Origin of the sequence: Janthinobacterium sp. EB271-G4-7A (genome assembly GCF_020858075.1) — a bacterium.
GTDB classification, from domain to species: Bacteria; Pseudomonadota; Gammaproteobacteria; order Burkholderiales; family Burkholderiaceae_D; genus Janthinobacterium; species Janthinobacterium lividum.
The window spans coordinates 16,712-39,619 of record NZ_JACYMI010000008.1; the positions used below are offsets into that span (position 1 = coordinate 16,712).

General features: G+C 66.1%; 12 protein-coding genes. 6 read left to right on the plus strand and 6 right to left on the minus strand.

Features of this window, described 5'->3' with window-relative positions; translation table 11 throughout:
* Positions 1 to 112 precede the first annotated feature (112 nt).
* A complete protein-coding gene (locus IGS58_RS28185) occupies positions 113 to 517 on the minus strand; it encodes a MerR family transcriptional regulator (protein ID WP_034780980.1) in 405 nt (134 codons plus the stop codon).
* A 706-nt stretch (positions 518 to 1,223) separates the two neighbouring features.
* Here IGS58_RS28185 and IGS58_RS28190 point away from each other — a divergent pair.
* Together IGS58_RS28190 and IGS58_RS28195 are read left to right on the plus strand one after the other, a co-directional pair.
* Positions 1,224 to 1,631 carry a hypothetical protein gene (locus IGS58_RS28190; protein WP_034753756.1) on the plus strand — a complete coding sequence of 136 codons (408 nt, stop codon included), beginning with the start codon at positions 1,224 to 1,226 and terminating at the stop codon, positions 1,629 to 1,631.
* Between the two features lie 89 nt (positions 1,632 to 1,720).
* On the plus strand, positions 1,721 to 2,047 hold the full coding sequence (locus tag IGS58_RS28195; RefSeq protein WP_230523286.1) for a hypothetical protein: 327 nt from the start codon (positions 1,721 to 1,723) through the stop codon (positions 2,045 to 2,047).
* A gap of 189 nt (positions 2,048 to 2,236) precedes the next feature.
* Here IGS58_RS28195 and IGS58_RS28200 read toward each other — a convergent pair whose 3' ends face one another.
* From IGS58_RS28200 to IGS58_RS28220, 5 genes are all read right to left on the minus strand, one after another.
* Positions 2,237 to 2,839 (minus strand): UbiX family flavin prenyltransferase, encoded by a 603-nt coding sequence (locus IGS58_RS28200; protein ID WP_230523246.1) that lies wholly within the window; start codon positions 2,837 to 2,839, stop codon positions 2,237 to 2,239.
* Positions 2,832 to 3,143: a Grx4 family monothiol glutaredoxin gene (grxD, locus tag IGS58_RS28205; RefSeq protein WP_034753766.1), complete on the minus strand. Its 312-nt coding sequence runs from the start codon at positions 3,141 to 3,143 to the stop codon at positions 2,832 to 2,834. The genes IGS58_RS28200 and grxD overlap by 8 nt, the downstream gene beginning before the upstream one ends.
* A 105-nt stretch (positions 3,144 to 3,248) precedes the next feature.
* The gene (locus IGS58_RS28210) at positions 3,249 to 3,725 is read right to left on the minus strand and encodes a GNAT family N-acetyltransferase (RefSeq protein ID WP_230523247.1); all 477 of its coding nucleotides are present in this window, start codon (positions 3,723 to 3,725) and stop codon (positions 3,249 to 3,251) included.
* A gap of 4 nt (positions 3,726 to 3,729) precedes the next feature.
* On the minus strand, positions 3,730 to 6,078 hold the full coding sequence (locus IGS58_RS28215) for a Tex family protein (RefSeq protein ID WP_230523248.1): 2,349 nt from the start codon (positions 6,076 to 6,078) through the stop codon (positions 3,730 to 3,732).
* A 94-nt stretch (positions 6,079 to 6,172) separates the two neighbouring features.
* Positions 6,173 to 6,538: a hypothetical protein gene (locus IGS58_RS28220; protein WP_070260706.1), complete on the minus strand. Its 366-nt coding sequence runs from the start codon at positions 6,536 to 6,538 to the stop codon at positions 6,173 to 6,175.
* 269 nt (positions 6,539 to 6,807) lie between these two features.
* Between IGS58_RS28220 and IGS58_RS28225 the strand changes: the two genes are divergently transcribed.
* The 4 genes from IGS58_RS28225 to IGS58_RS28240 all read left to right on the plus strand — a co-directional run bounded on the left by IGS58_RS28225 (position 6,808) and on the right by IGS58_RS28240 (position 22,821).
* On the plus strand, positions 6,808 to 7,461 hold the full coding sequence (locus IGS58_RS28225; RefSeq protein WP_230523249.1) for a secretin and TonB N-terminal domain-containing protein: 654 nt from the start codon (positions 6,808 to 6,810) through the stop codon (positions 7,459 to 7,461).
* Positions 7,428 to 8,021: an RNA polymerase sigma factor gene (locus tag IGS58_RS28230; protein WP_230523250.1), complete on the plus strand. Its 594-nt coding sequence runs from the start codon at positions 7,428 to 7,430 to the stop codon at positions 8,019 to 8,021. The genes IGS58_RS28225 and IGS58_RS28230 overlap by 34 nt, the downstream gene beginning before the upstream one ends.
* Complete coding sequence (locus tag IGS58_RS28235) at positions 8,014 to 8,961, plus strand: FecR family protein (protein WP_230523251.1); 948 nt, start codon at positions 8,014 to 8,016, stop codon at positions 8,959 to 8,961. The genes IGS58_RS28230 and IGS58_RS28235 overlap by 8 nt, the downstream gene beginning before the upstream one ends.
* Before the next feature lie 180 nt (positions 8,962 to 9,141).
* Positions 9,142 to 22,821: a filamentous haemagglutinin family protein gene (locus tag IGS58_RS28240; RefSeq protein ID WP_230523252.1), complete on the plus strand. Its 13,680-nt coding sequence runs from the start codon at positions 9,142 to 9,144 to the stop codon at positions 22,819 to 22,821.
* Positions 22,822 to 22,908 lie beyond the last annotated feature (87 nt).

The window sequence follows — 22,908 nt, forward strand, 5'->3', positions numbered from 1 at the left end:
TGGCGGTCATGGATGCCGGGTCAGTGAAGCTATGATACTCAGTTGTGACGTTTACGTAAACGTAAAGCGATACGCGTAAAGCGCTGCGCGGCAAGCGCCGCCGTATGGATACCTAGTTTGTTTGCGCCTTATCAAGGCTCAAGTCCGCCAGCATGCGTGCGCAAGCGTCTTCATGCGCGCTGATTTCCGCCAGCGCCATTTCGATATCGATGCGCTGCTGCTCCAGCGTCTGCCGGTGCTGCGCCAGCACGCCCAGGAAGCGGTCCATCTGCGCGCGCGTATCCTTCGGCGACTCGTACATGTCGACCAGGCTCTTGATTTCCGACAACGCCAGGCCCAGGCGCTTGCCGCGCAGGGTCAGTTTCAAGCGGGTGCGGTCGCGCGGCGTATAGACGCGGCTGCGGCCGCCGGCGCCTTCGCGTTTCGGGCTGAGCAAGCCCTGGTCTTCATAGAAACGGATGGCGCGCGCCGTGATGTCGAATTCCCGCGCCAGTTCGGTAATGGTATAGGTCGTCATTGCTGCGGGCGGTGTCGGTTGCATGGGTGGTCGGTCGCTGGATGGGTGCTGCAGGGTAATGGGTGGCAAAGTGCCGTTTACGTCAACGTCAATACTATTGTAGCGTGCCCTGCCCGTGCTGCAACAAAGAAAGGCGTGATTGGGGGGATTTGGCGAATAAGGCAACAATTACCGAAAATAAATTGATTCTTCTTGCGCAAACGCGCTTAAGATCGAGAGTTGGTGGCCAAGATGACACCAAAAAGAGCTTTCCTGGCATAACAGCGACATTCTTTTCGCTGCGATGGCAGTAAAATTTTCAGGCACAGATTCTTTCCAGCCGGCACGATCAAAAAACAACGTTTCACTATGAGTACGTCGTTCATATCGTTTCCATGTTGGAAACAAAATGGCCCTTCTGAAAACTTTGTCTACAAGAAATTGTATGACATGGGCATTGCGTGTATCGGTAGAGAAGGGCATTATCCGATACCGTACGTTGTAATGCCAAACCGAGGCTTTGAATCGTGCTGCAGTGCGAAAATCAAGGCTAGCCGCGAATTTGACCCGAAGCCACGCAGAATCGCAAGAGAAAATTTGGCCCACTTTTTCACCTGAAAAGCCCGGCTGGAGTGTTAATTGTTAATTTATACTCTTTTCAAATGTAACAATCTGTATGGTCATTCAAGAAACTGACTTTCATGTTACAACATGAAATAGTACACCTATGAATTCTTCTAACGAACGCGAAAGCTTCAGCCAGCGACTTCAGTTGGCTCTCAAAAACGCCCATTATTCTCCAGACAGCCCGACCAGACTGGCCCGGGAATTCAATATCCGTTTCGACGGGCGCCCGATTACCGTGCATGCAGCTAGGAAATGGTTAGTAGGTGAAGCAATTCCGACGCAAGAGAAATTGCGCATGATTGCCCAATGGTTGGGCGTTCCAGCGGAATGGTTGCGTTTTGGTGGTCCGGAAAGCGCCACGCCGAATGGCGAAGCGGGCAGCGCTTTGTCGCGTTTTGAGTCCGCCGATGTGAAATTAATTGCCGATTTGCAAAGATTAGATGAACATCATCGTCAAATCGCGCGAGAATTTATTCGCATGCTGGTCAGAGTCAACTACCAAAAGTAAGCATTCAGGCCATCCCCGGCCGGCGCCGTCCGCCTTTCGCTGACGGTGCTCTTCCTGTCCTTTTATTTGCGCAACGTCATACTGGAGACATGATTTTGCCGCACAATAAGACCTCGCATGTTGCGCTGCAGCGGAATTATTTGACAATAATCCCGCACGTAGCGGCGCAGCGGCCAATACCAGCGCATAATCACATCAGAAGCAGCCAGTTCATCCACTACGGAGCCGAGCATTTGAGCCGTCTTATGAAAAGTAACTACAGCAATACCGCGCAGCTGAAGGACTTGATGACCGTGCCCCCCATGACTGCCGCGCAACATGCGGAAGTGATGCGCAAACGGATCGCCCACCGCAGGATGGTTGAAGAAGCCAGGGATTTGAAGCAGGCAAGTGCCCATCAGTTCGAAAAACGCTGAGTGGTGGATGCCTGACCAAAGCTACTGCGCGTCGCGCTTTGCGGCCGGCGATGCTCACCGGCTCGGCGCCCCCGTACTAAAGTACGGGGGCGCTTCTCGGCCACAAATCACTGCCGCTCGCTACGCTTTTGTCAGGCATCGTGACTTGGTAGGGGTTTCCCCGCTTATAAGTTGATTGCGTTGGTGATGTCAGGTTTCTGACGCTTTAAGACCATTCCATCGCGGTGCCAGGCTGTGCTCGATGCCCAGCAGGTCGATGACGCGCGCCACCGTATGGTCGACCATGTCCGCAATGCTCTGCGGGTGGTGATAAAAGCTCGGCAAGGGCGGGAAGATGATGCCGCCCATTTCGGTCACGGCTGTCATATTGCGCAGGTGCGCCAGGTTGAACGGCGTTTCGCGCACCATCAGGATCAGGCGGCGGCGCTCCTTGAGCACCACATCGGCTGCCCGCGTGATCAAGTTATCCGACAAGCCATGCGCCACGGCCGCCAGGGTCTTCATCGAGCACGGCGCGACGACCATGCCATCCGATTGAAACGAACCGCTGGCGATGCTCGCGCCGATGTCGCGCAGCTTGTGCACGACGTGCGCCTGCGCTTCGATGTCCTTGCGCCCCACGCCCGTTTCCTGGTGCAGGGTCAATACGGCCGCATCGGACAGGACCAGATGCGTCTCGACGCCGGGGATGGCGCCGAGCAATTGCAGCAGCCGCAAGCCATACACGGCGCCCGTGGCGCCCGTGATGGCCACGACGATACGGCGCGGCCGCTGCTGTTGACTATCAGGCATCAAGCAGGGACTTCAGCTCGCCCGATTCAAACATTTCATTCATGATATCGGAACCACCGATGAACTCGCCTTTGACATACAGCTGCGGAATGGTTGGCCAGTTCGAGTAATCCTTGATGCCTTGGCGCACTTCCGGGTCATCCAGCACGTTGACGGTGGCGATGTTTTCCACGCCGCATGCTTTCAGGATCTGGATGGCGCGGCCGGAAAAGCCGCACTGTGGGAACTGGGCGGTGCCCTTCATGAACAGCACGACTGGCGTGTTCGTCACGGTTTCTTTGATCCAGGTTTGTACGTCGCTCATAGCTGCCTCTGATGGGTAAATAAATAGATGCCGTCATTTTATAAGAAAACGCCGGCACGGGTATGCGCTCAAGTCATAAATCGGGCAAGTCAGCCACGTTGAGGCTTATAAGGTCTTGCCCAGGCACACCGATTGTGCCGCGCCCACGTATTTGCCCCAGGCAAGGACCGGCACATAGCCGTGCCGGGCATAAAACGCCGCGGCGCGGGTATTCGCCACGCGCGTGGACAGGTGCAGCCGCGCATAGCCGAAGCAGCGCGCCTGCGCTTCCACATGGGCCAGCAGGGCCGCGCCCACGCCCAGGCCACCTTGGCCGGGGCGCGCATACATGCGCTTGAGTTCTGCCGTGGCGCTGTCCGGCCCGCCCAGCGGGCGCAGGGCCGCGCAGCCCAGCAGTGTGCCGGCGGCATCGCGGGCAATATAAAAGCCGCCGCGCGGCGTGGCTGCTTCGGCATCGAAGGAAGAACGGCCGCTGTCGCCATTGATGCGAAGCAATGCGTCCGACAATTCATCGAGCAGCAGCTGCGCCTCCATGCTGGCGGCGTCCACCGCCAGGATGACGAGGTCATGCCCGGCGGCCATGGACTTAACCGCGCAGCTTGGCGAACGCGGCGGCCATGCTGCCGGCCGGCTCGGGCGCGTTGCGCGACTGCGACTGGTGCTGCGCCATGCTGCGGCGGTCGTTGCGGTCGCCCTTTTGCTCGGGCTTGCTGCCCGCTTGCGGCGCGCTATCCGTCAGGCGCATGGTCAGCGCGATGCGCTTGCGCTTTTCATCGACTTCCAGCACCTTGACGCGGACGACTTGTCCCGCCTTGACCACCGTGTGCGGGTCCTTGACGAAGGTGTTCGACAGGGCCGAGATGTGCACCAGGCCATCCTGGTGCACGCCGATATCGACAAAGGCGCCAAAGGCGGCCACGTTGGTGACCACGCCCTCGAGGATCATGTCCGGGCGCAAGTCGCGGATTTCTTCCACGCCTTCCTTGAAGGTGGCGGTGGTGAACTCCGGACGCGGGTCGCGGCCCGGCTTTTCCAGTTCCTTCAGGATGTCGGAAATGGTCGGCACGCCGAAGGTTTCATCCGCGTACTTTGCCGGGCTCAAGGTTTTCAGCAGCGCCGTTTCGCCGATGACAGCCTTGATATCCTTCTTGATATCGGCCAGGATCTTTTCCACCAGCGGGTACGATTCCGGGTGGACGGCGGAGGCGTCCAGCGGATTGTCGCCGCCCATCACGCGCAGGAAGCCGGCGGCCTGTTCGAACGTTTTATCGCCCAGGCGCGGCACGGCTTTCAAGGCTGCGCGCGAGGTGAACGCGCCCTTCATGTCGCGGTAGGTGACGATGCTTTGCGCCACGCTGGCCGACAGGCCGGAGACGCGCGCCAGCAGCGGCGCCGACGCCGTGTTCACGTCCACGCCCACGGCATTCACGCAATCTTCCACCACGGCATCGAGCGAGCGGGCCAGCTGGCTTTGACTCACGTCATGCTGGTACTGGCCCACGCCGATCGATTTCGGGTCAATCTTGACCAGTTCGGCCAGCGGGTCTTGCAGGCGGCGCGCAATCGACACGGCGCCGCGCAGGGACACATCCATGTCCGGCAACTCTTTCGAGGCGAATTCGGACGCCGAATACACCGAAGCGCCCGCTTCCGAGACGACGATCTTCGTCATCTTCGCTTCCGGATGCTGCTTGATCAAATCCTGCGCCAGCTTGTCGGTCTCGCGCGAGGCCGTGCCGTTGCCGATGGAAATCAGCGACACATTGTGCTTGGCGGCCAGGCGGCCCAGCGTATGCAGCGAGCCATCCCAGTCGTTCTTCGGCTGGTGCGGATAGATCACGGCCGTTTCGACCACTTTACCGGTGGCATCGACGACCGCCACTTTCACGCCCGTGCGCAAGCCAGGATCGAGGCCCATGGTGGCGCGCTGACCGGCGGGCGCGGCCAGCAGCAGCGCTTTCAGATTGGTGGCGAACACATTGATCGCATCGAGTTCCGAGCGTTCGCGCAGAGCGCCCATCAGTTCCGTTTCCAGGTGCATGAAGCTTTTCACGCGCCAGGTCCAGCGCGCCGTGTCGGCCAGCCATTTGTCGGCCGGACGGCCTTGTTGCTTGATGCCGAAGCGGGCGGCGATGCGGCCTTCGCACGGATTGTGCGGCGCATCCCATTTCGGTTTTTCCGCTTCCGTATCCAGGCGCAGGGTGACGTCGAGGATGCCTTCGCGGCGGCCGCGCAACAGGGCCAGGGCGCGGTGCGAGGGGACCGTGGAAATGGTTTCCGAGTAATCGAAATAATCGGCGAATTTTTCGCCTTCGTCCTGCTTGCCTTCCACCACTTTCGATTCGACGATGCCATGTTCCTGCACGTACTCGCGCAAGGTTTGCAGCAACGTTGCGTCTTCGGCGAAGCGTTCCATCAGAATCTGGCGCGCGCCGTCGAGGGCCGCCTTGGTGTCCGCCACGCCCGGGTTGTTGCCGTCGGCACTCGTAAACGCGTCGCGCAGGAACTTGCCCGCTTCCATTTCCGGCGTCAGTTCGGGATTGTCCAGCAAGCCGTCGGCCAGCGGCATCAGGCCCGCTTCGATGGCGATCTGCGCCTTCGTGCGGCGCTTTTGCTTGTAGGGCAGATACAAATCTTCCAGGCGCGTCTTGTCTTCCGCGTGCATGACGGCGTCGAGCAATTCGGGCGTCATCTTGTTTTGTTCCGTGATCGACGCCACGATGGCGGCGCGCCGCTCTTCCAGCTCGCGCAGGTAGCGCAAGCGCTCTTCGAGCAGGCGCAGCTGGATATCGTCGAGGCCGCCGGTCGCTTCCTTGCGGTAACGGGCGATGAAGGGCACGGTGGCGCCTTCGTCGAGCAGTTCGATGGCGGCGGCAACCTGCACCGGTTTGGCGGCAAGTTCAAGGGCAAGGCGTTGTTCGATAGTGGGCAGCATGGTTGTTTCCAGAGCGATCAAGCCTGGAATGATACGCAATCGGCGCGATTGCGCAATCTTGACAGCGCAAATGGACTGTGCGTTGACAACGGCGTCAACGTGGCGGCAGCAGCGGGCTGGCGGGCGGTGGGGGACTTGGGCGCTGCGGCGTGACGGACTTGCCAAAGGCATTGCCCATGCGGTGTTCGAGGGCGGCGCGGTTGTACAGGCCCAGCTGGTTCGACGGGCGCTGCACGATCGCTTCCGCGCCGGACAGGGCGGGCGGCTGCCGGTTCAGTGTATTGCTACTGGGTAATAATTTTTCATTCAAGCATGACATCGATTGCGCGCGCTGGCCATTGACTTCCACTTCCACGCAACCCTTCTCGGGCGCGGCGGCCTTGACGACGACGGTGTGTTCGTCCGCCTGTGCGGACAGGGCGGCGCAGGCCAGCAGTAACAGCAAGAACAGGCGTGCCATGGCGGCTCCCGGAGCGGTGGATCAGGCGTTCAGCATAGCAAGGTCATATGTCGCGGCGATGACACAGGCCGGGATGCGGGCCGACGCCATGTCATGCAGTTGTCATTTTATGAAGCTACCATCTTGCCATTCTGCAGACAACATTGCAGTCAAGACACTTCATGAGCAGGCTTTCTCGTTGATTTCCCTGGAAAATGACACAAACCTACCGCCGCGCCGCAAAGGGCAATGCCCTGTCCGCCTGCTTGCTGATGACATTGATGACATTCATGACATTCGTGCGACCGGCTGCGGGTGCGGACGGTGCTGATGCCGCCGCGCACGCTACCCTGCACTTCGACCTGCCCGCCCAGCCGCTCGATGCGGCGCTGGTGGCGTTCGGCGAAGTGACCGGGTATTCCGTGCTCGTCAGCAGCCAGCTGGCGGCGGGGCGCACGGCGGCGCCCGTGCGCGGCGACTACACGCCGGCCGAGGCGCTGCAGCGCCTGCTGGCCGGTACCCAGCTGGGCGCGCGCTTCAGCGGCAGCAATGCGTTTACCTTGCTGGCGCTGGCCGACGCTCCCGTGGCGCCGGCGCCCGCGCCGGCCGAAGCTGCCCCCGCCACCGCACCATTGCAAGGCTATGCGGTCATCCTGCAGCGCTCGCTCACGCGCGCCCTGTGCCGTTTGCATCCGGACGCGTTTGGCCGCTACCGCCTGGCGTTCCAGCTGTGGCTCGACGAGCGGGGCAAGGTGCGCGCCGTACATGTGCTGGAACCGAGCGGCGTGGAACAGCGCGACCGCGCCGTGCTGCAGCGCCTGCGCAGCCTGCTGATCGATGACGCGCCACCGGCGGGCTTGCCGCAGCCGCTGACGATTTTACTGACGCCGCGGCCCGACCCAGGCGCCGATTGCGCGCCCTACCTCCTGTCTGGGGTGTCCTGACCATGCCGGACTTGCTGAAAGCCACCTTGCGCAAGCTGTTCCTGGAACGCTACGGACAGTTTCGCCGCCACTTGCAGCGCCGCCTGGGCTCGGAAGACCTGGCCAATGACGCGCTGCATGAAACGTATCTGCGGGTGGAACGGATGAATGCGCCCGAGGCGATCAGCTACCCGTCCGCCTACCTGATGCGCATCGCCATCAACATTGCGGAAGATCAACGCCGCGACAATGCGCGCCTGCTCAGCCTGCCGGATATCGACGATCTGTACGAGATGGCCGATGAATTGGCCGACCCGGCCCGCACCTTCAGTGCGCGCGCCGAGCTGGAAGAACTGGAACGGGCCTTGCAGGAGTTGCCGAAACGCCGGCGCGCCATCGTCATCGCCGCCCGCGTCGACCAGTTGCCGCACCGTGACATCGCCGAGCGCTTCGGCATTTCCGCCCGCACGGTGGAGAAGGAATTGCGCGCCGGACTCGAACATTGCTGCGAACGCATGGGACGCGATTTCATCCAGCGCTTCGGTCCCGGGGCGGGAAAAACGTCTAAACATCATGACTGAACAAGCGGAAGACGACATGGGTGTCATCGAACAGGAAGCGCAGGCGTGGGTGGTGCGCCTGGCCTCGGGCCAGGTCAGCGAGCGCGACGCGCAAGTGTTTCGCCACTGGTGTGCGCGTAGCCGCAAGCATGCCAACGCGTTTGCCGAGGCGCGCGCCGTGTGGGGTGCCATGGCGCCGGCCGCGCGCGCCGTCAAGCGGGCGCAGGCGCCCGTGAACGTGGCGCGGCGCGCCTGGCTCGGTGGCGCCGTCGCTGCCTCACTGGGCTTGCTGGTGCTGCGCCCACCCACGGACCTGTGGCCGGCCGTGGCGGGCCTCGCTGCCGACTACGCCACCGGCACGGGCGAGCAGCGCGAAGTGGTGCTCGATGGCGGTATGCTGGTGCAGATGAATACGCAGACGCGCCTCGATGCGGCGCCGCTGCAGGATGGCGCCGCGTCGCTGGTACTGCTGGCGGGCGAGGCGGAATTCCAGGCCGGCTTGCGCGGCGCGGCGAGGGTGCGCGTGCAGGCGGGCGACGGCACGGTGTCGGCCGGCAGCGCGCGCTTCAATATCCGCCTGTTCGGCCAGGAAGTGTGCGTGACCTGCCTGGCGGGCCGCCTGCGCGTGGCACAGGCCGGCAACGATGCGGAACTGGCGGCTGGCCAGCAGCTGCGTTATCGGCCCGAGCATTTCGGCATTGCGCGCGCGGTGGCGAAGGGCGATGTCAGCGCGTGGCGCCAGCGCCTGCTGGTATTTAAACAAAGCACGCTGGCCGAGGTGGTGGACGAGGTGAACCGCTACCGTCCCGGCAAGCTGATCCTCAACGGCGAGGCCTTGAAACTCACGCGCGTGCAAGCGAGCTTTTCGCTCGACCGCCTCGACGATGTGATCGCCCTGATCCAGGACGCGTATGGCGCGCGGGTGACGCGGCTGCCGGGCGGCATCGTGCTGTTTGGCTAGCGATGCAGGCCGATGGCATCTCGCCAATTATGACATTTTCATGACCTTTTGCAGTCCCGGACCTTGTTCCCTGTCAATGCTGCTGGAAGCCGCGAATCAGTGCCTGCCGCCCGCCCCGTGCGTGCCGCGCGCCGCCTCGCGATATCGGTCAGCAACGGAACATGAAAAGGGAATGTCGCCATGCAGCGAAGCAAGTCGGTCACGAAACACGCATCCTCCTCCGCCATGGCGGGCAACCGGACCGGTCGCCCGGTGCGATTGAAACCGCTGGCGCTGGCCATCGCAGTGCTGCTGCAGGCGGGCGGCGCGCAGGCGCAGCAGCCATTCAGCGGTGCCTGGTTTGCCGGCAAGGGTGCGCAGCAGGGCACGGCCGCCGCCACGGGACGCTTGCCGAATGGCCAGGCCATCATCGGGACGGACAATAAGCAGGCGCAGCAGCAAAAAGCCAATGCACAGCTGCAAAGTTCGCTGAACAATCTGCAACTGGCCGCACGCGCCATCGCCGTGCAGCAGGCGGCCCAGCAGGCGGCGCGCCAGGCGGCCATTGCCGCCGGCTCGAAGGTGCCGGAAGGCTTGGCCGAAGGCGGCTTGAAGGTCGACAGCAACAGCCTGACGGCGGGCTGGTTCAACGCGAATGGCCCCGTGCAGGCGCAGGCCGACGGCAAGACCGTGGTGACCGTCAAGCAGACGGCCGACAAGGCGATTCTGAACTGGGAAACGTTCAATATCGGCCAGAATACCACCCTGCAATTTGACCAGTTGGCGAACTGGTCCGTACTCAACCGCGTCAACGATCCGCTGGCCCGTCCCAGCCAGATCCGCGGCCAGATCAAGGCTGACGGCACGGTGATGCTGGTCAACCGCAATGGCATCGTGTTTACGGGCAGCAGCCAGGTCGACACGCGCAGCCTGGTGGCCGCCGCCGTGGGCATGAGCGACAGCCAATTCCGCAAGGGCATCTACAGCGAAACGCTGGGCTCGGGCTTCAAGCCCACGTTGGCCAACGACCTGGTGCTCAACGGCAGCGTGGCCACGCACGCCAACGCCACGGCCGACGTGGTGGTGCAGGCCGGCGCGCAGATCAGCACGCGCAAGCCGCAGACGGTGACGGAAGGCGGCGGCTATGTGCTGCTGGCCGGGCGCGAAGTGCATAACGGCGGCAGCCTGTCCGCGCCGAACGGCCAGGTCACGCTGGCCGCCGGCGACAGCTTCGTCATCCGCAAGGGGCTGGGGACGGATGCCAACCAGACTTCGAGCACGCGTGGCAACGAGGTCGACGTCAAGTTCAATGCGCAAAGCGGCGCCGGCAAGGTGACGAATAGCGGCCTGGTGCAGGCGCTTACCGGCGACGTCACCCTGACGGGCCGCGACGTGAAGCAGGCCGGCGTGCTGCTCAGCAGCACCAGCGTGACGACACGCGGCACCGTGCACCTGAAGGCCGACGGCAGCGAAGGTCTGGTCACCCTGGCGCCGGACAGCCTTACCACGGTGCTGCTCGACGACAGCGGCGCCACCGCGCTGGACGTGCAGCGCGACGCGCTCATCAAGGATTCGGCGCTGCCCAGCGACGGCGCCTACAACCGCCGCGACCTGTCGCTGATCCAGATTGCCTCCGGCGGCGATATCGCCTTCGATACCGGTTCGCTGACGCTGGCCACCGGCGGCCAGGTCAATGCGCTGGCCACGCGCCGCACGCAAGTGGCGCGCGGCGCCAGCATCGACGTCTCCGGTGCCGTGGGCGTCAACGTGGCGATGGCTTCGAACAACGTGCTGATCAATGCACAGGGCAACGAGCAGCGCGACGCGCCCGGCAACCGCGACAGCAAGGCCCTCAACAGCACCGACCTGTGGGTCGACCGGCGCGACCTGGTGCGGGTGGCGGCAGGCACGAATGGCTATCCGACCGACCGCTGGTACACGGGCGGCGGCTTGCTCGAAGTGAGCGGTTATCTGAACACCAGCGGCCATGGCATCGGCGAGTGGGCGGCACAGGGCGGCACGGTGGCTTTCCAGGGCGGTGAACTGGTGACCCAGGCCGGCTCTCTGCTCAACGTGTCCGGCGGCACTTTTGACGTCCAGACGGGCATGATTCGCCAGAGCTGGCTCAGCGGCAAGGATGGCCAGCTGTACAGGCTGTCGACCGCGCCCGGCGACGTGCTGTATACGGGCGTGTACCAAGGCTACGCCGCGCACCACCAGCGCTGGGGCGCGGAAACGACGGAAAATTTCGCCAATCCCCTGATCGGCGCCCAGCAACGGCTGGAAAACGGCTATACCGTGGGCCGTGACGCGGGCCGCGTGGTGGTGGGAACCACATCGGCCGTGCTGGAAGGCGCGATCGAATCGGGCGTATTCCAGGGCGAGCGCCAGCAGGACGCGCGCGATGCCAGCCTCGACAGTTATCGTCAGTCGCAACTGGCCGCCGCCCGTAACGGCCAGCTGGTGCTGGGCCAGCTGGCGCCGGTATATGACGCCGCCAGCGCGCAGCTGCGCGACAATCCCGCGGCGCTGCTGCAGGCCATCCATATCGGCACCGGCGGCGCCAGCGCCGGCAATCTCCTGCGCGAAGACGCGCTGCCCGAAAACCTGGTCGGCAAGACCTACCTGGACGCCGGCTGGCTCAACGCGCAACACCTGGGCGGCATCAAGGCCTACGCCGGCAGCGCCATTGAGGTTGACGCTGCGGTGCAAGTCACGCCTGGCGGCGACATCGCGCTGCATGCGCCCCAGGTCAAGGTCAATGCCGGCCTGACGGCGCGCGGCGGCAGCATTGCGCTGGGCGACATCGTCAGCAAGCTGTCCAATGGCACCAGCAACTGGGTCGATACAACGGTCGCCACGCCCGCGGCCGGAGCAAAGGTGGGCATCGATGTGACGGCCGGCGTGACGCTTGACACGCGCGGCCTGTGGAGCCAGCTCAAGCTGGATCCGGGCAACACGTCCGGCTTACCCTATGTCAACGGCGGGTCGGTGGCGCTGGTCAGCAGCGGTACCGTCAACCTGGCAGCCGGCAGCGCGATCGACACGTCCTCGGGCGCGGCCGTGCTGGCCGACGGCAAGCTGAAGGGCGGGCGCGGCGGCGACATCAGCTTGCGCGCGAATCAGAATGATCTCAACGGCGTCAAGTCAGAAGCGCTGGTGCTCGATGGCGAACTGCGCGGCTACGGCGTCAACGGCGGCGGCACGCTGACCATCGACAGCGGCACCGGCGTGGTGCTGGGCGGCGGCGCGCTGGCCGGCAATGGTGTGTTGCCTGCAGGCCAGTCCGTCCCCGTGCACCTGACCTTGGCAAAAGCCTTCACCATCAAGGCCGGTACCGTGCTCGATACCGACTTCAGCTATATCAGCACGCAGGTCCAGCCCGGCCAGCCGCTGCTGGACTTGCCGGACTTCAGCGCGGCGCGCCCGTACACCCTGCCGGCCGCCTGGGTGGTGCCGCCGGCCTCGATCAGCTATGAATACATCACCGTCACCGGCAGCAACGGCATCGGCTACACCAGCGGCATGACCGTGCCGGCCGGCGTCACGCTCACGGGCGTGCGCGGCAAGCTCGGTTCGGGCTACCTGGTGCCGGCCGACGCCTTCCCGAACGGCATGCCGGTGGCCGCTTTCAACGCCAGGGTGGCGGCCGGTACGGCGTTCACGTTTGATGTGACCTTGCAGGCGGGCGATCGCTTGCTGGCTGGTAACCGTGCGCCGACGGACCTGGCGGTCAAGCCGCTGCTGGTGCTGGACAATGACCTGTTCCAGCGCGGCTTTGCGCACTACAACATCAACGGCCAGCAGGGCCTGCAGGTGGCGCAGAACGCCGCCATCGACGTCAGCATGCCCGTGCTGCGCGCCGACCTGGCGCTGGCGGACCAGCTGCCTACCGGCGCCGATCCGGCCGCCGTCCTGCAACCGTGGCTGGCGCCGCTGTGGCAGGAAAATGCCGTGAAAGGCGTGCTCAAGCAACGGGCCGGCGCCGATATCGCGCTGTCGGCCGGCACCCGCAACGCCAAGGCGCCGCTGGTGGTGGGCGAGGGCGCCACGCTGCGCGTGGATGACGGCAAGAGCATCAGCCTGACCGGCAACGGCCAGATCACCGTGGAAGGCACGCTGAGCGCGGCAGGCGGCCGTATTTCCGTGTTGCCGGGCACGCTCGTCACCGGTAGCGAGATCAACCGTCCAGACGGCAGCGCCAATGCCCAGTCGATCTGGATCGGCGAGCGCGCGGTACTCGACGTGGCCGGACGCGCGGCCACCGCCACCGACGCCCAGGGCGGCGTGTATGGCCATGTGGGCGCCGGCGGCACCATCGAGATCGGTGCAAAGCACAATCTCGACGCCACCCAGGTCGAGGCGGCCGACGCCTTTGTCATCGTGCGCCCCGGCGCGCGCCTGGAAGCGTCCGGCGCTGCCGCACGGCTCGACCTGCCCGGCCAGGGCAGCGTGCAGGTGGCCGGTGACGGCGGCAGCATCGCGCTCAGTTCCTACCGCGGCTTGTTGCTCGACGGCAGCCTGCATGCGGCAGCCGGTGGTGCCGGCGCGGCCGGCGGCACGCTGGCGCTCAACCTGGAAGCCCCGAACTACGGCATCGTCGGCAAGCTCGACTTGAAGGGCCTGGGCGTGGAAGACGCGGTGCGCGTGCCGCGCGAGCTGGTGCTGTCGCGCCTGCAGGGCGACAGTGGCCTGGCTGCCGACCTGCAGGTGGGCGACAGCGATCCGGCGCTGCGCTACGGCGTGGCCCGGCTGGGTGCGGACCGCGTGGCCGCCGGCGGCTTCGACCATCTGGCCCTGCTGTCGAATGGCTTGATCAGTTTTGACGGCAACCTCGACCTGTCGCTGGGCCAGAGCCTGCGCCTGACCGCCAGCGCATTGGCCCTGGCCGAGCATGCCGACGCCGCCACCACCGCGCAAGTCAAGCTGGCGGCACCCTACATCCGTCTGGCCGGCACCAGCCGCAGCCAGAGCGACGACCACCTGATGCCGAACCCGGTGCGCGGCTCCGGCAACGGCGGCATCGGCAGCGGCAAACTGGGCGTGCCCAACGTGGACGACCACGCCAGCCTGACGCTGCATGCCGCGCTGATCGACCTCGCCAATGCCGTCAATATCGGCAGCAACGGTGTGATCGTGCAAAACGCCGCTGCCGACCTGGAAGTCAAGCGCGATGCCTTCGGCGAGCTGGCGCTGCGCTCAAGCGGCGATATCCGCATGCGCACGGCGGCCGCGCTGTACACGCCCGGCAATCTGACCCTGGCGGGCGCGCAAATCTATCCGGTGAGCGGCGCTACCGGCAAGGTGGAGGTGGGCAAACGCAACGTGATCAACGAGTTCGGGCAATTGGCGACCGAGTTCGATCCGGCGCGCAAGCTGACCATCGAGCGCAGCGGCGACCCTGGCGCGCCGTTGCCGGCCCTGCCCTACTCGGTGTTTGGCTCGCTGGAGCTGAGTGCCGGCACGGTGAACCAGGGGGGCGTGGTGCGCGCGCCGCTGGGCAAAATCACGCTGGGCCAGAATACGAATGGCGCAGTGACGGGCCACACCAATCTGCTGCCTGGCAGCGTGACGTCGGTCAGCGCCAACGGCCTGGTGATGCCGTACGGCGGCTCGCTCGATGGCCTGAGCTACATGATGGACGGCGTCGACGTCGCATACAAGGGCGTGGGCAATGACCCGGCCGTCGTGCTCACCGGCGAACACGTCGATGTGCGCGCGGGCGCCGTGCTCGACCTGTCAGGCGGTGGCACCCTGACTGGCGCGGCCTTCCTGGCCGGACGCGGCGGCTCGACCGACGCCCGCCTCAACCCGCTGGTGCAGACGTCCGGCAAAGGCGGTTTCGTGCTGCCGGGCCTGGCCACCAATCCAGTCTACGCCATCGTTCCGGGCGCGCAGGCGGGCTATGCGCCCATCGTGGCCGAGAATGGCGCCGGCGATCCGGCGCTGGGGCGCCAGATCACCATCGGCGCCGGCGTGCCCGGCCTGGCCGCCGGCACCTATACCTTGCTGCCGTCGAGCTTTGCGCTGCTGCCCGGCGCGTTCCGGGTGGAGCTGAACGGCCTGGCCGCCGGCGGCTTGCCCGTCGGGTCGGCCACGGCCATGCGCAACGGCTCGTTTGCTACCGCCGTGCAGCTGGGCACCAGCAATACCGACCGGCGCACGGTGCTGCCATCGCAGGCGGTGCTGACGCCGGCCGACGTGCTGCGCAGCTATTCGCAATACAATGAAACGAGCTACGGCGCATTCGCGCTGGCGCAGGCGGTGCGCGACGGCGTGCCGCGGCCGCTGCTCGAACGCGACGCCAAGGCGCTGCACATCGAACTGGTGCAGTCCAAGGCCAGCACCGACGATGCGCTGCGCTTTGCCGGCACGACCAACTACACGCCAGGCAAGGACGGTTTCGGCGGCAGCGCGCTGCTGCTGGGCGGCTCCGGCAAGAACTACGAAATCATCGGCGGCGCCGGCGCGCCCACCGTCGACTTCAAGGGCATGGCGGTGCGGGTCGACGCCCTGAACGCCATCGGCGCCCCGCGCCTGGGCATCGGCGGTTTGCCTACCGTCAACTACAGCAACACCAACGGCAACCAGCAAGCGAATATCGCCCAGTTCCAGGGCGGCGTCGATAACATCGTGGTGCGCGACGGCGCCGTGCTCAAGGCTGGCGAAGTGTTCCTGGTGACCAATAGCAAGGCAGGCGGCATCGTCATCGAGCAGGGTGGCGGCATCAATACCCTGGGCCGTGGCGCCGCCGCCTGGGATTCGGGCAATGGCTACGTGTATGCGCCGGGCACGTCCAGCGTGCTGGCCGTGTCGAATGGCCGGCTGGACATGCTGGCGCCCGGCGTGAGCACCGATCCGCGATCCGGACCGGGCCGCATCGACATCGGCGCCTGCGCGGCGGGCGCAGTGTGCAGCGGCAGCACGCCGCTGTATTCGGAAGGCAGCATTGTCGCCGCCACCGACCAGAGCTTCAACCTGCGCGACGCCACCACCTACGGCACGCGCAACCTGGTGCTGGCCGTGGGCGGCATCAATGTGGGCAGCGCAGCGTCGCTGGCCGCCATGGCCGCGCGCGACGCGCTGCCGGCCGGACTGACCCTGAACCAGGACATCCTCGACCGCCTGCTGCGCGGCGACGCCAGCGCGGGTGCGCCGGCGCTGGAAAACCTGGCGCTGACGGCGCGCGACGCCATCAATTTCTATGACAACGTCGAATTGTCGACCATCAACGCGAGTACGGGAAAATCGTCGCTGGAGCGGCTGGTGATCGGCACTCCGGCGATCTACGGCGCCGGCGGCAGCGATGCCGTGGCGCGCATCAAGACCGACGTACTGGTGTGGAACGGCGCCACGACCGCGCCGGGCCTGGTCGCCACTGGCGGCGCCGGCAGCGGCAGCGGGCGCCTGCAGGTCGACGCCCGCCAGGTCGAGTTTGGCTATGGCCCGAACAGCCGACCCGACACGATCCACAGCATGGATCGCTTGATCCTCGGCTTTGGCGACGTCGTGTTCAACGCCAGCGAGCGCATCACCGCCAACCATACGGGATCGTTATCGGTGTACCAGTCGCAAAGCGGCTGGGATACGGCCAGCAAGGGCTATCTGCGCAGCGGCGGCAACCTGGCGCTGAACACGGCGCTGCTCACCGGCGCGGCCGGCTCCGTCAACAAGATCAAGGCGGGCGGCGACATCCATGTCGCCAAGCCATCGGGAGCGGCCGCAACGGCCCCGGGCGCGGCCGCCCTGGCCGGCGCACTGGGCGCCGAAGTGGCACTGGACGGGCGCAGCGTGACGCTCGACACGGCCGTGCTGCTGCCAAGTGGCAAGCTCAGCGTGTCCGCCGAGCAAGACGTCGTGCTGGGCGATGGCGCCAGGCTCGACCTGGCGGGCCGCAAGATCGATTTCAACGGCGTGGCCAAGTACAGCTGGGGCGGCGAGGTGGTGCTCGACAGCCGCCACGGCGACGTGCGCCAGGCGGCCGCTTCCAGCATCGATTTCTCGGCCGTCTCCAACCGCGCAGGCAAGCTGACGGCCACCGCGCTCGATGCGCAGGCGGGCAGCGTGGCGCTGCTGGGCAGCATCGCCGGCGGCAGCAGCGGCCACTACGACGCGGGCGGTACCGACGTGCCGTTCGCGGCGGGCGGCCTCGACGTGCGCGGCCAGCATATCGCCGATTTCAAGGGCTTGAACCAGCGCCTGACCAAGGGCGGCGTGTTCGGCAGCCGCAGCTTCCAGCTCAAGCAGGGCGACCTGGTGCTGGACAGTGAATTGAAGGCGCGTGAAATCACGGTCTCCGTGGATGGCGGCCGTCTGGCCGTCAACGGCACGGTCGATGCCAGCGGCGAGCAGGTGGGCAGCATCCGCCTGGCAGCGCGCGACGGCGTCAGCGTGGCCGGCGGCGCGCTGCTCGACGCCCACGGCAGCGTGCTGCGGGTCGACAGCTACGGCAAGGTGATCGAGGCGCCCAACCGCGCCGTGATCGACATCGATGCCGGCAGCGGCCGCCTGGTGCTGGAGACCGGCGCGCACATGGACCTGCGCGCCGGTACCGCAGGCAAGGCTGATCAGATCGCATCGCTGGGCACGCTGGAGCTGAGCGCCCGGCGCCTCGGTGGCGCCACCGGCAACGACATCGCCATCGATGCCGCCGGTCCGCTGGCCATCGACGGCGCCCGCGCCATCACGGTCAACGGTTTCTGGTCGTATACGGATGCCCGTCCGGGCACGGAAACGACGGCGGACGGCCGCCCCTACCAGGTCATCAACCAGGCTTACCTGGACCGCAAGCACGACGACAGCGTGGCGTTCATGACGGGCGCCCTGGCCAACGACGGGTTGATGAATGGCCGCCTGTCCGGCCTGCGCAAGGACAAGGATGCCTTCCACCTGCGTCCGGGCGTGGCCATCCTCAGCGCCACGCCGGACGGCGACCTGCACGTCGACGGCGACATCGACCTGTCGGGCCACCGCTACGCCAGCGTCAATCCGCACACGCAGAAGACCGGCGTGGCCGGTTCCGGCGAAGCGGGTGCGCTGGTGCTGCGCGCCGGCGGCAATTTGAACGTCTTCGGCAGCATCAATGATGGCTTCGATGGCAAGGCCTTGCCGGTCACGCCGGACGACAAGGGCTGGATGCTGGCCAAGGGTCGCGTGCCGTTCGGCGCCGACGTCATCGTGCCACACGGCCAGCTGGTCACGCTGGCCGACGACACCTTCTTCCAGCCCGGCCGCACCTTGAACTACGACTTGCCGATGAAGGCCATGAGCTTGCGGGCCGGCACGGCGCTGCCGTCGCAAGCCACCCTGACGGCCGAGGTGGAATTGCCGGCCGGTACGGTGCTGGGCGGCGCCGTGCGCAATGCCGCTGGCGATATCGTGTATGCGGCCGGCACCGTGCTGGCGAAGGCCGTCACGCTGGGCAGCGGCACGCGGCTCGATGCCGGCACCCGCCTGCCCGTGGGGATGTCCGTGGCGGCCATGACCTGGCCCGGCGGCGTGCCGCTGCCGTTCCCGGTGGGCGCCGTCAGGGACACGCCGAGCCCCGACTACGACGGCGACGGCTTCCCCGATACGCCCGCCAATGGCGTGGTGCTGGCCGGCGAACTGCAGCTGCGCAAGGGCGCGCTGGTGCCGAGCGAAACCTGGGTGCGGCTGCCTGGCGGCGCCGACTCGGTGGCATTGCGTGCGGCCGATGCCGACGGCAACCAGGGCCGCAACTGGGCGCTGGCGCCGATGCTGGCCAGCGGTTCGCAGTCGTGGTCGATGCGCCTGGTGGCCGGTGCCGACATGCAGGCGGCCGATAGCCGCGCGCTGCGCCCCATGGGCGACAACCGCAGTCTGCTGCTGACCGACCACCACTACGGCGCGGTCCTGGGGCTCAGCCTGCCGAGCGTGGCGGCGCCGCCGATCGACGGCGTGGCAGGCAATTTCTACTGGATGGGCGACTCGGAACTGTATCTTGGCAATCCCGCCGGCACGCTGATCAATCTCGCCGACTTTTCCAGCGTGGAGGAGCTGCTGGCGTACAACCAGTGGGGCGTGGGCGACCTGGTGACGTGGCTGCCCGAAGGTGCCAGCTTCCCGATGGTGCCCAAGCCTGCGCGGCAACAGCTGTTCAGCGTGCTGCGTACCGGCACGGGCGACCTCGATCTCCTGGCCGGCGGCAACTTCAACCAGAGTTCGCCGTATGGCGTGTATACGGCCGGTACCCAGGCGGCCAACGTGGCGGCGGCTTACCGCCTGCCGCGCGCGGCGGATCGCAAGGGTTCCATTCTCGGCGCCGATGGCGACGCCTTCAAGCCTTATGTGGACGGTGGCGCGCAAAGCCTGTACCAGGCCTGGTATCCCGAGCATGGCGGCAACGTGCTGGTGCGCGCCCAGGGCGACGTCACCGGCGACCTGGTGGGTGGCGGCTACAGCACGGAGCGTCGCCCCGACGACGTGGGCTATTTGCGTCCGCAGCAGGACAGCAGCGCCGTCGGCACCTGGCTGTGGCGCCAGGGCACCGGCAGCGCGGTTGCCCAGGGCGAGGGCGTGCCCACCGCCTGGTGGATCAACTTTGGCAGTTATGTGGCCGGCGGTCTCGGCACGAACTACCTGTACGAGACCCAGCCCGTGATGACCGGCTTTACCGGCATCGGCACCCTGGGCGGCGGCAACCTCGTATTCGAGGCAGGCAAGGCCGCCGGCATGCTGTCGCCGCGTACCGACCAAGGCGGCAAATTCGCCATGCGCAGCCAGGGCTTGAATCTGGCGGTGGCCAGCACCGGCCGGGTATCGGCCGACGGTTCCGCGCTCACGCTGACCGGCGGTGGCGACCTTGAAGTGCGCATTGGCGGCGGCCTCAATCCGGTGGCCGAAGTGCGCTCGTTTGCCGACACGACAGGCGAGATCACGCCGGATACCCGTTTTTCCGGCACGCGTGGCGACCTTAACAGCACCTTCGTCAACCTGCGCGGCGCCTTGCGCATGGAGGCGGGATCGGTGGGCGGCATCGAGCTGCGCTTCGACAAGGGCGACAGCCAGGAATCGCGCGCCTACCAGGTCTACACCGCCACTTCGTCCATCGCGGGCGGCGGGCCGGTGGTGGTGCCGGGCGACTCCGGCGTGCGCATCGATGCGCGCGGCGACCTGGTGCTGGGCGGCGTGGGCGACGCCGGCCGCGTCACCCAGATCAACAACGGCACGCCGTTCACCGCGAAGGGCGTGGCGCAAGACGGCGAGGGCTACAGCTGGTTCTCGCTGTGGACGCCGTCGACCGCTATCGACCTGTTCAGCGCGGGCGGCAACCTGACGCCGTCCACGGCCTGGAGCGACGACCGCGCCAGCGGCAACCAGGCTTCCAGCGGCGGGCGTTTCGTGATGCCGTCGCAATTGCGCGCCGTGGCCGCCAGCGGCAGCCTGTATATGGGCAACTCCGCCCAAGGCGCGACGGACACCGGTACCAACACGCTGGCGCGGCCGGCCACCGGCCTGCTGCTGGCACCATCGCCGGTCGATGCGCATTTTACGCGCCGCACGCCGGGGCAGCTGGAATTGCTGGCCGCCGATTCGATCTACGCGGGTGCTTATTCGGTGACGGCGTCGGGCGCCGATCCGACCGCGCTGCCGAGCCCGTTCAATCCCGGTTTCGCGGGAGTGAGTGGCCTGACCGTGTATGGCGACACGTACACGCATAACGTCAACCAGGAAGCGCAGGCGCCCAGCGTGCTGTTCGCGTCGCGCGAAGCGGGCGCTTCACCGCAGCGTTATCCGCTGTTCACGCTGACGCCGCCCACCGCCTCGGGCTATGCGGTGCAGGATCAGTTGCCGGCGCGCTATTACGCGCTGGCGGGCGACATCATCGGCCTGCGCACCGGTTCCATCATCACGCGCGGCGGCGGCAATGCGGCCAGCCACAGTACCTGGTACGAGGGCGCCGGTCCGGTCGATATCCGGGCCGGACGCGATATCGTCAACTCCGGCACGACGCTGGGGCTGGTCGAAGCGACGCCACAGGGACTGCTGGGCTGGACTTCGGAGATAGCGTACGCCAACCCGTCGCTGCCGCTGCGGCCGACGGAAAACTTTGTTGGTTCGGCGCGCGGCAATCTGATACTGCACAACAATCCAGACGAGGTGTCGGTCGTGCGTGCCGGCCGCGACATTCGCTACGGCACGTTCTACGTGGGCGGTCCGGGCACGCTGGAAGTGACGGCCGGGCGCGATATCGACATGGCCGACAAGGCCGAGCTGAAGAGTATCGGCGCGGTGACGAATCGCGCATCCGGCGACCGCAGCAGCGGCGCCAGCATCGCGGTGGCGGCCGGGGTCGGGGCGCATGGCCCCAACTACGACGCCTTTGCCGCGCGCTATCTCGACGCTGCCAACCTGATCGATCCAGGAAAGTCGCTGGCCGACCAGCCGGGCAAGGCGGTGGCCGTGTATGGCGGCCGCCTGGGCCTGGCAGACTGGTTGCGCGCGGAATTCGGCTACAGCGGCGACGCGGCGGGCGCGCCCGCCTTCCTGGCAGCGCGCCAAAGCGAGCTCGACAAGACTCTCCAGGCCAGCACCGGCGGCAGCAGGCGCGACCTGCAGCGCGAATATGGCCTGTCGAGCCAACTGCACCTGGTCAACTGGCTGGAAACCCGCTACGGCGCCGGACAGCGCAATGGCGCCGGGCTGACCTTCGATGCCGGCAGCATGGACGCGCGCAAGTTTTTCGCGGCCTTGCCGGCCGAGCAGCAGCGTGTCTTCCTGCGCAACGTGTATTTCGCCGAACTCAAGGCAGGCGGGCGCGAGTACACGGCTGCCGGCGGCGTGCGCGAAGGCAGCTACCTGCGTGGCCGCGAAGCCATCGCCACGCTGTTCCCGACCAAGGATGCGCAGGGCAAGCCCGTGACCTATGCGGGCGACCTGACCATGTTCAGTGGCGCCACCTACTATCTGGACGGCGCCTCAGGCGGCAGCACCAGGCGGCCGCGCAAGGGCGTCAATTACCTGACGCGCCAGCAATATGTGCTGGGGGGCGATACCCACGCCCCCGTGTTCGACTTGCAGGATGCCGGCATCCACACTGATTTCGGCGGCAACATCGACATACTGACGCCGGGCGGGCGCACCCTGGTGGGCGTCGATGGCGGCTTCGTGCCGGGCGAAGGCTCGGGCGTGCTGACGCAGGGCGCCGGCGAAATCCAGATCTATGCCCGGGACAGCATCCTGCTGGGCCAGAGCCGCATCTTCACCACCTTCGGCGGCAATATCCTGGCCTGGTCGGCGCAGGGCGACATCAATGCCGGCCGCGGCTCCAAGTCCACCGTGGTGTTCACTCCGCAGCGCCGGGTCTACGACGACATCGGCATGGTGAGCCTGTCACCGACCACGCCGAACACGGGCGCCGGCATCGCCACCCTGAACCCGATCCCGGAGGTGCCGCCTGGCGACATCGACCTGATCGCCCCGCTGGGCACCATCGACGCGGGCGAGGCGGGCATCCGCGTCTCGGGCAACGTCAACCTGGCGGCCTTGCAGGTGGTGAATGCGGAAAACATCCAGGTGCAGGGCAAGTCGACGGGCATGCCGGCCATCGCCGCTGTGAACGTGGGCGCGCTGAGCAATGCCAGCGCGGCCGCCTCGCAAGCCGTGACGGCGGCGCAGGAGGTGTTGCAGCGCGAACGGGCCGCCACGCGCCAGGCGCAGCCATCGCTGTTCACGGTGAAGGTGCTGGGCTTTGGCAATGAGCAGGCGGACGAAGCCGGTGTTGGCAAGCTCAAGGGTGGAGAGCCGCAGGCATCGACCTACCAGCCGGCCGGCGTGGTGCAGGTGCTGGGGGCGGGGCCCTTGACGGCGCCGCAGCTGCAGGCGCTCACGCCGAGCGAGCGGCGCGGCCTGCAACCGTGAGTTTTATGAACATTTGATGACATTCGGCAGTCGCCGCGCGCGGCGGCTGTCTAGGCATCAGTAGATCAGCATTAGCAACAAAAATAC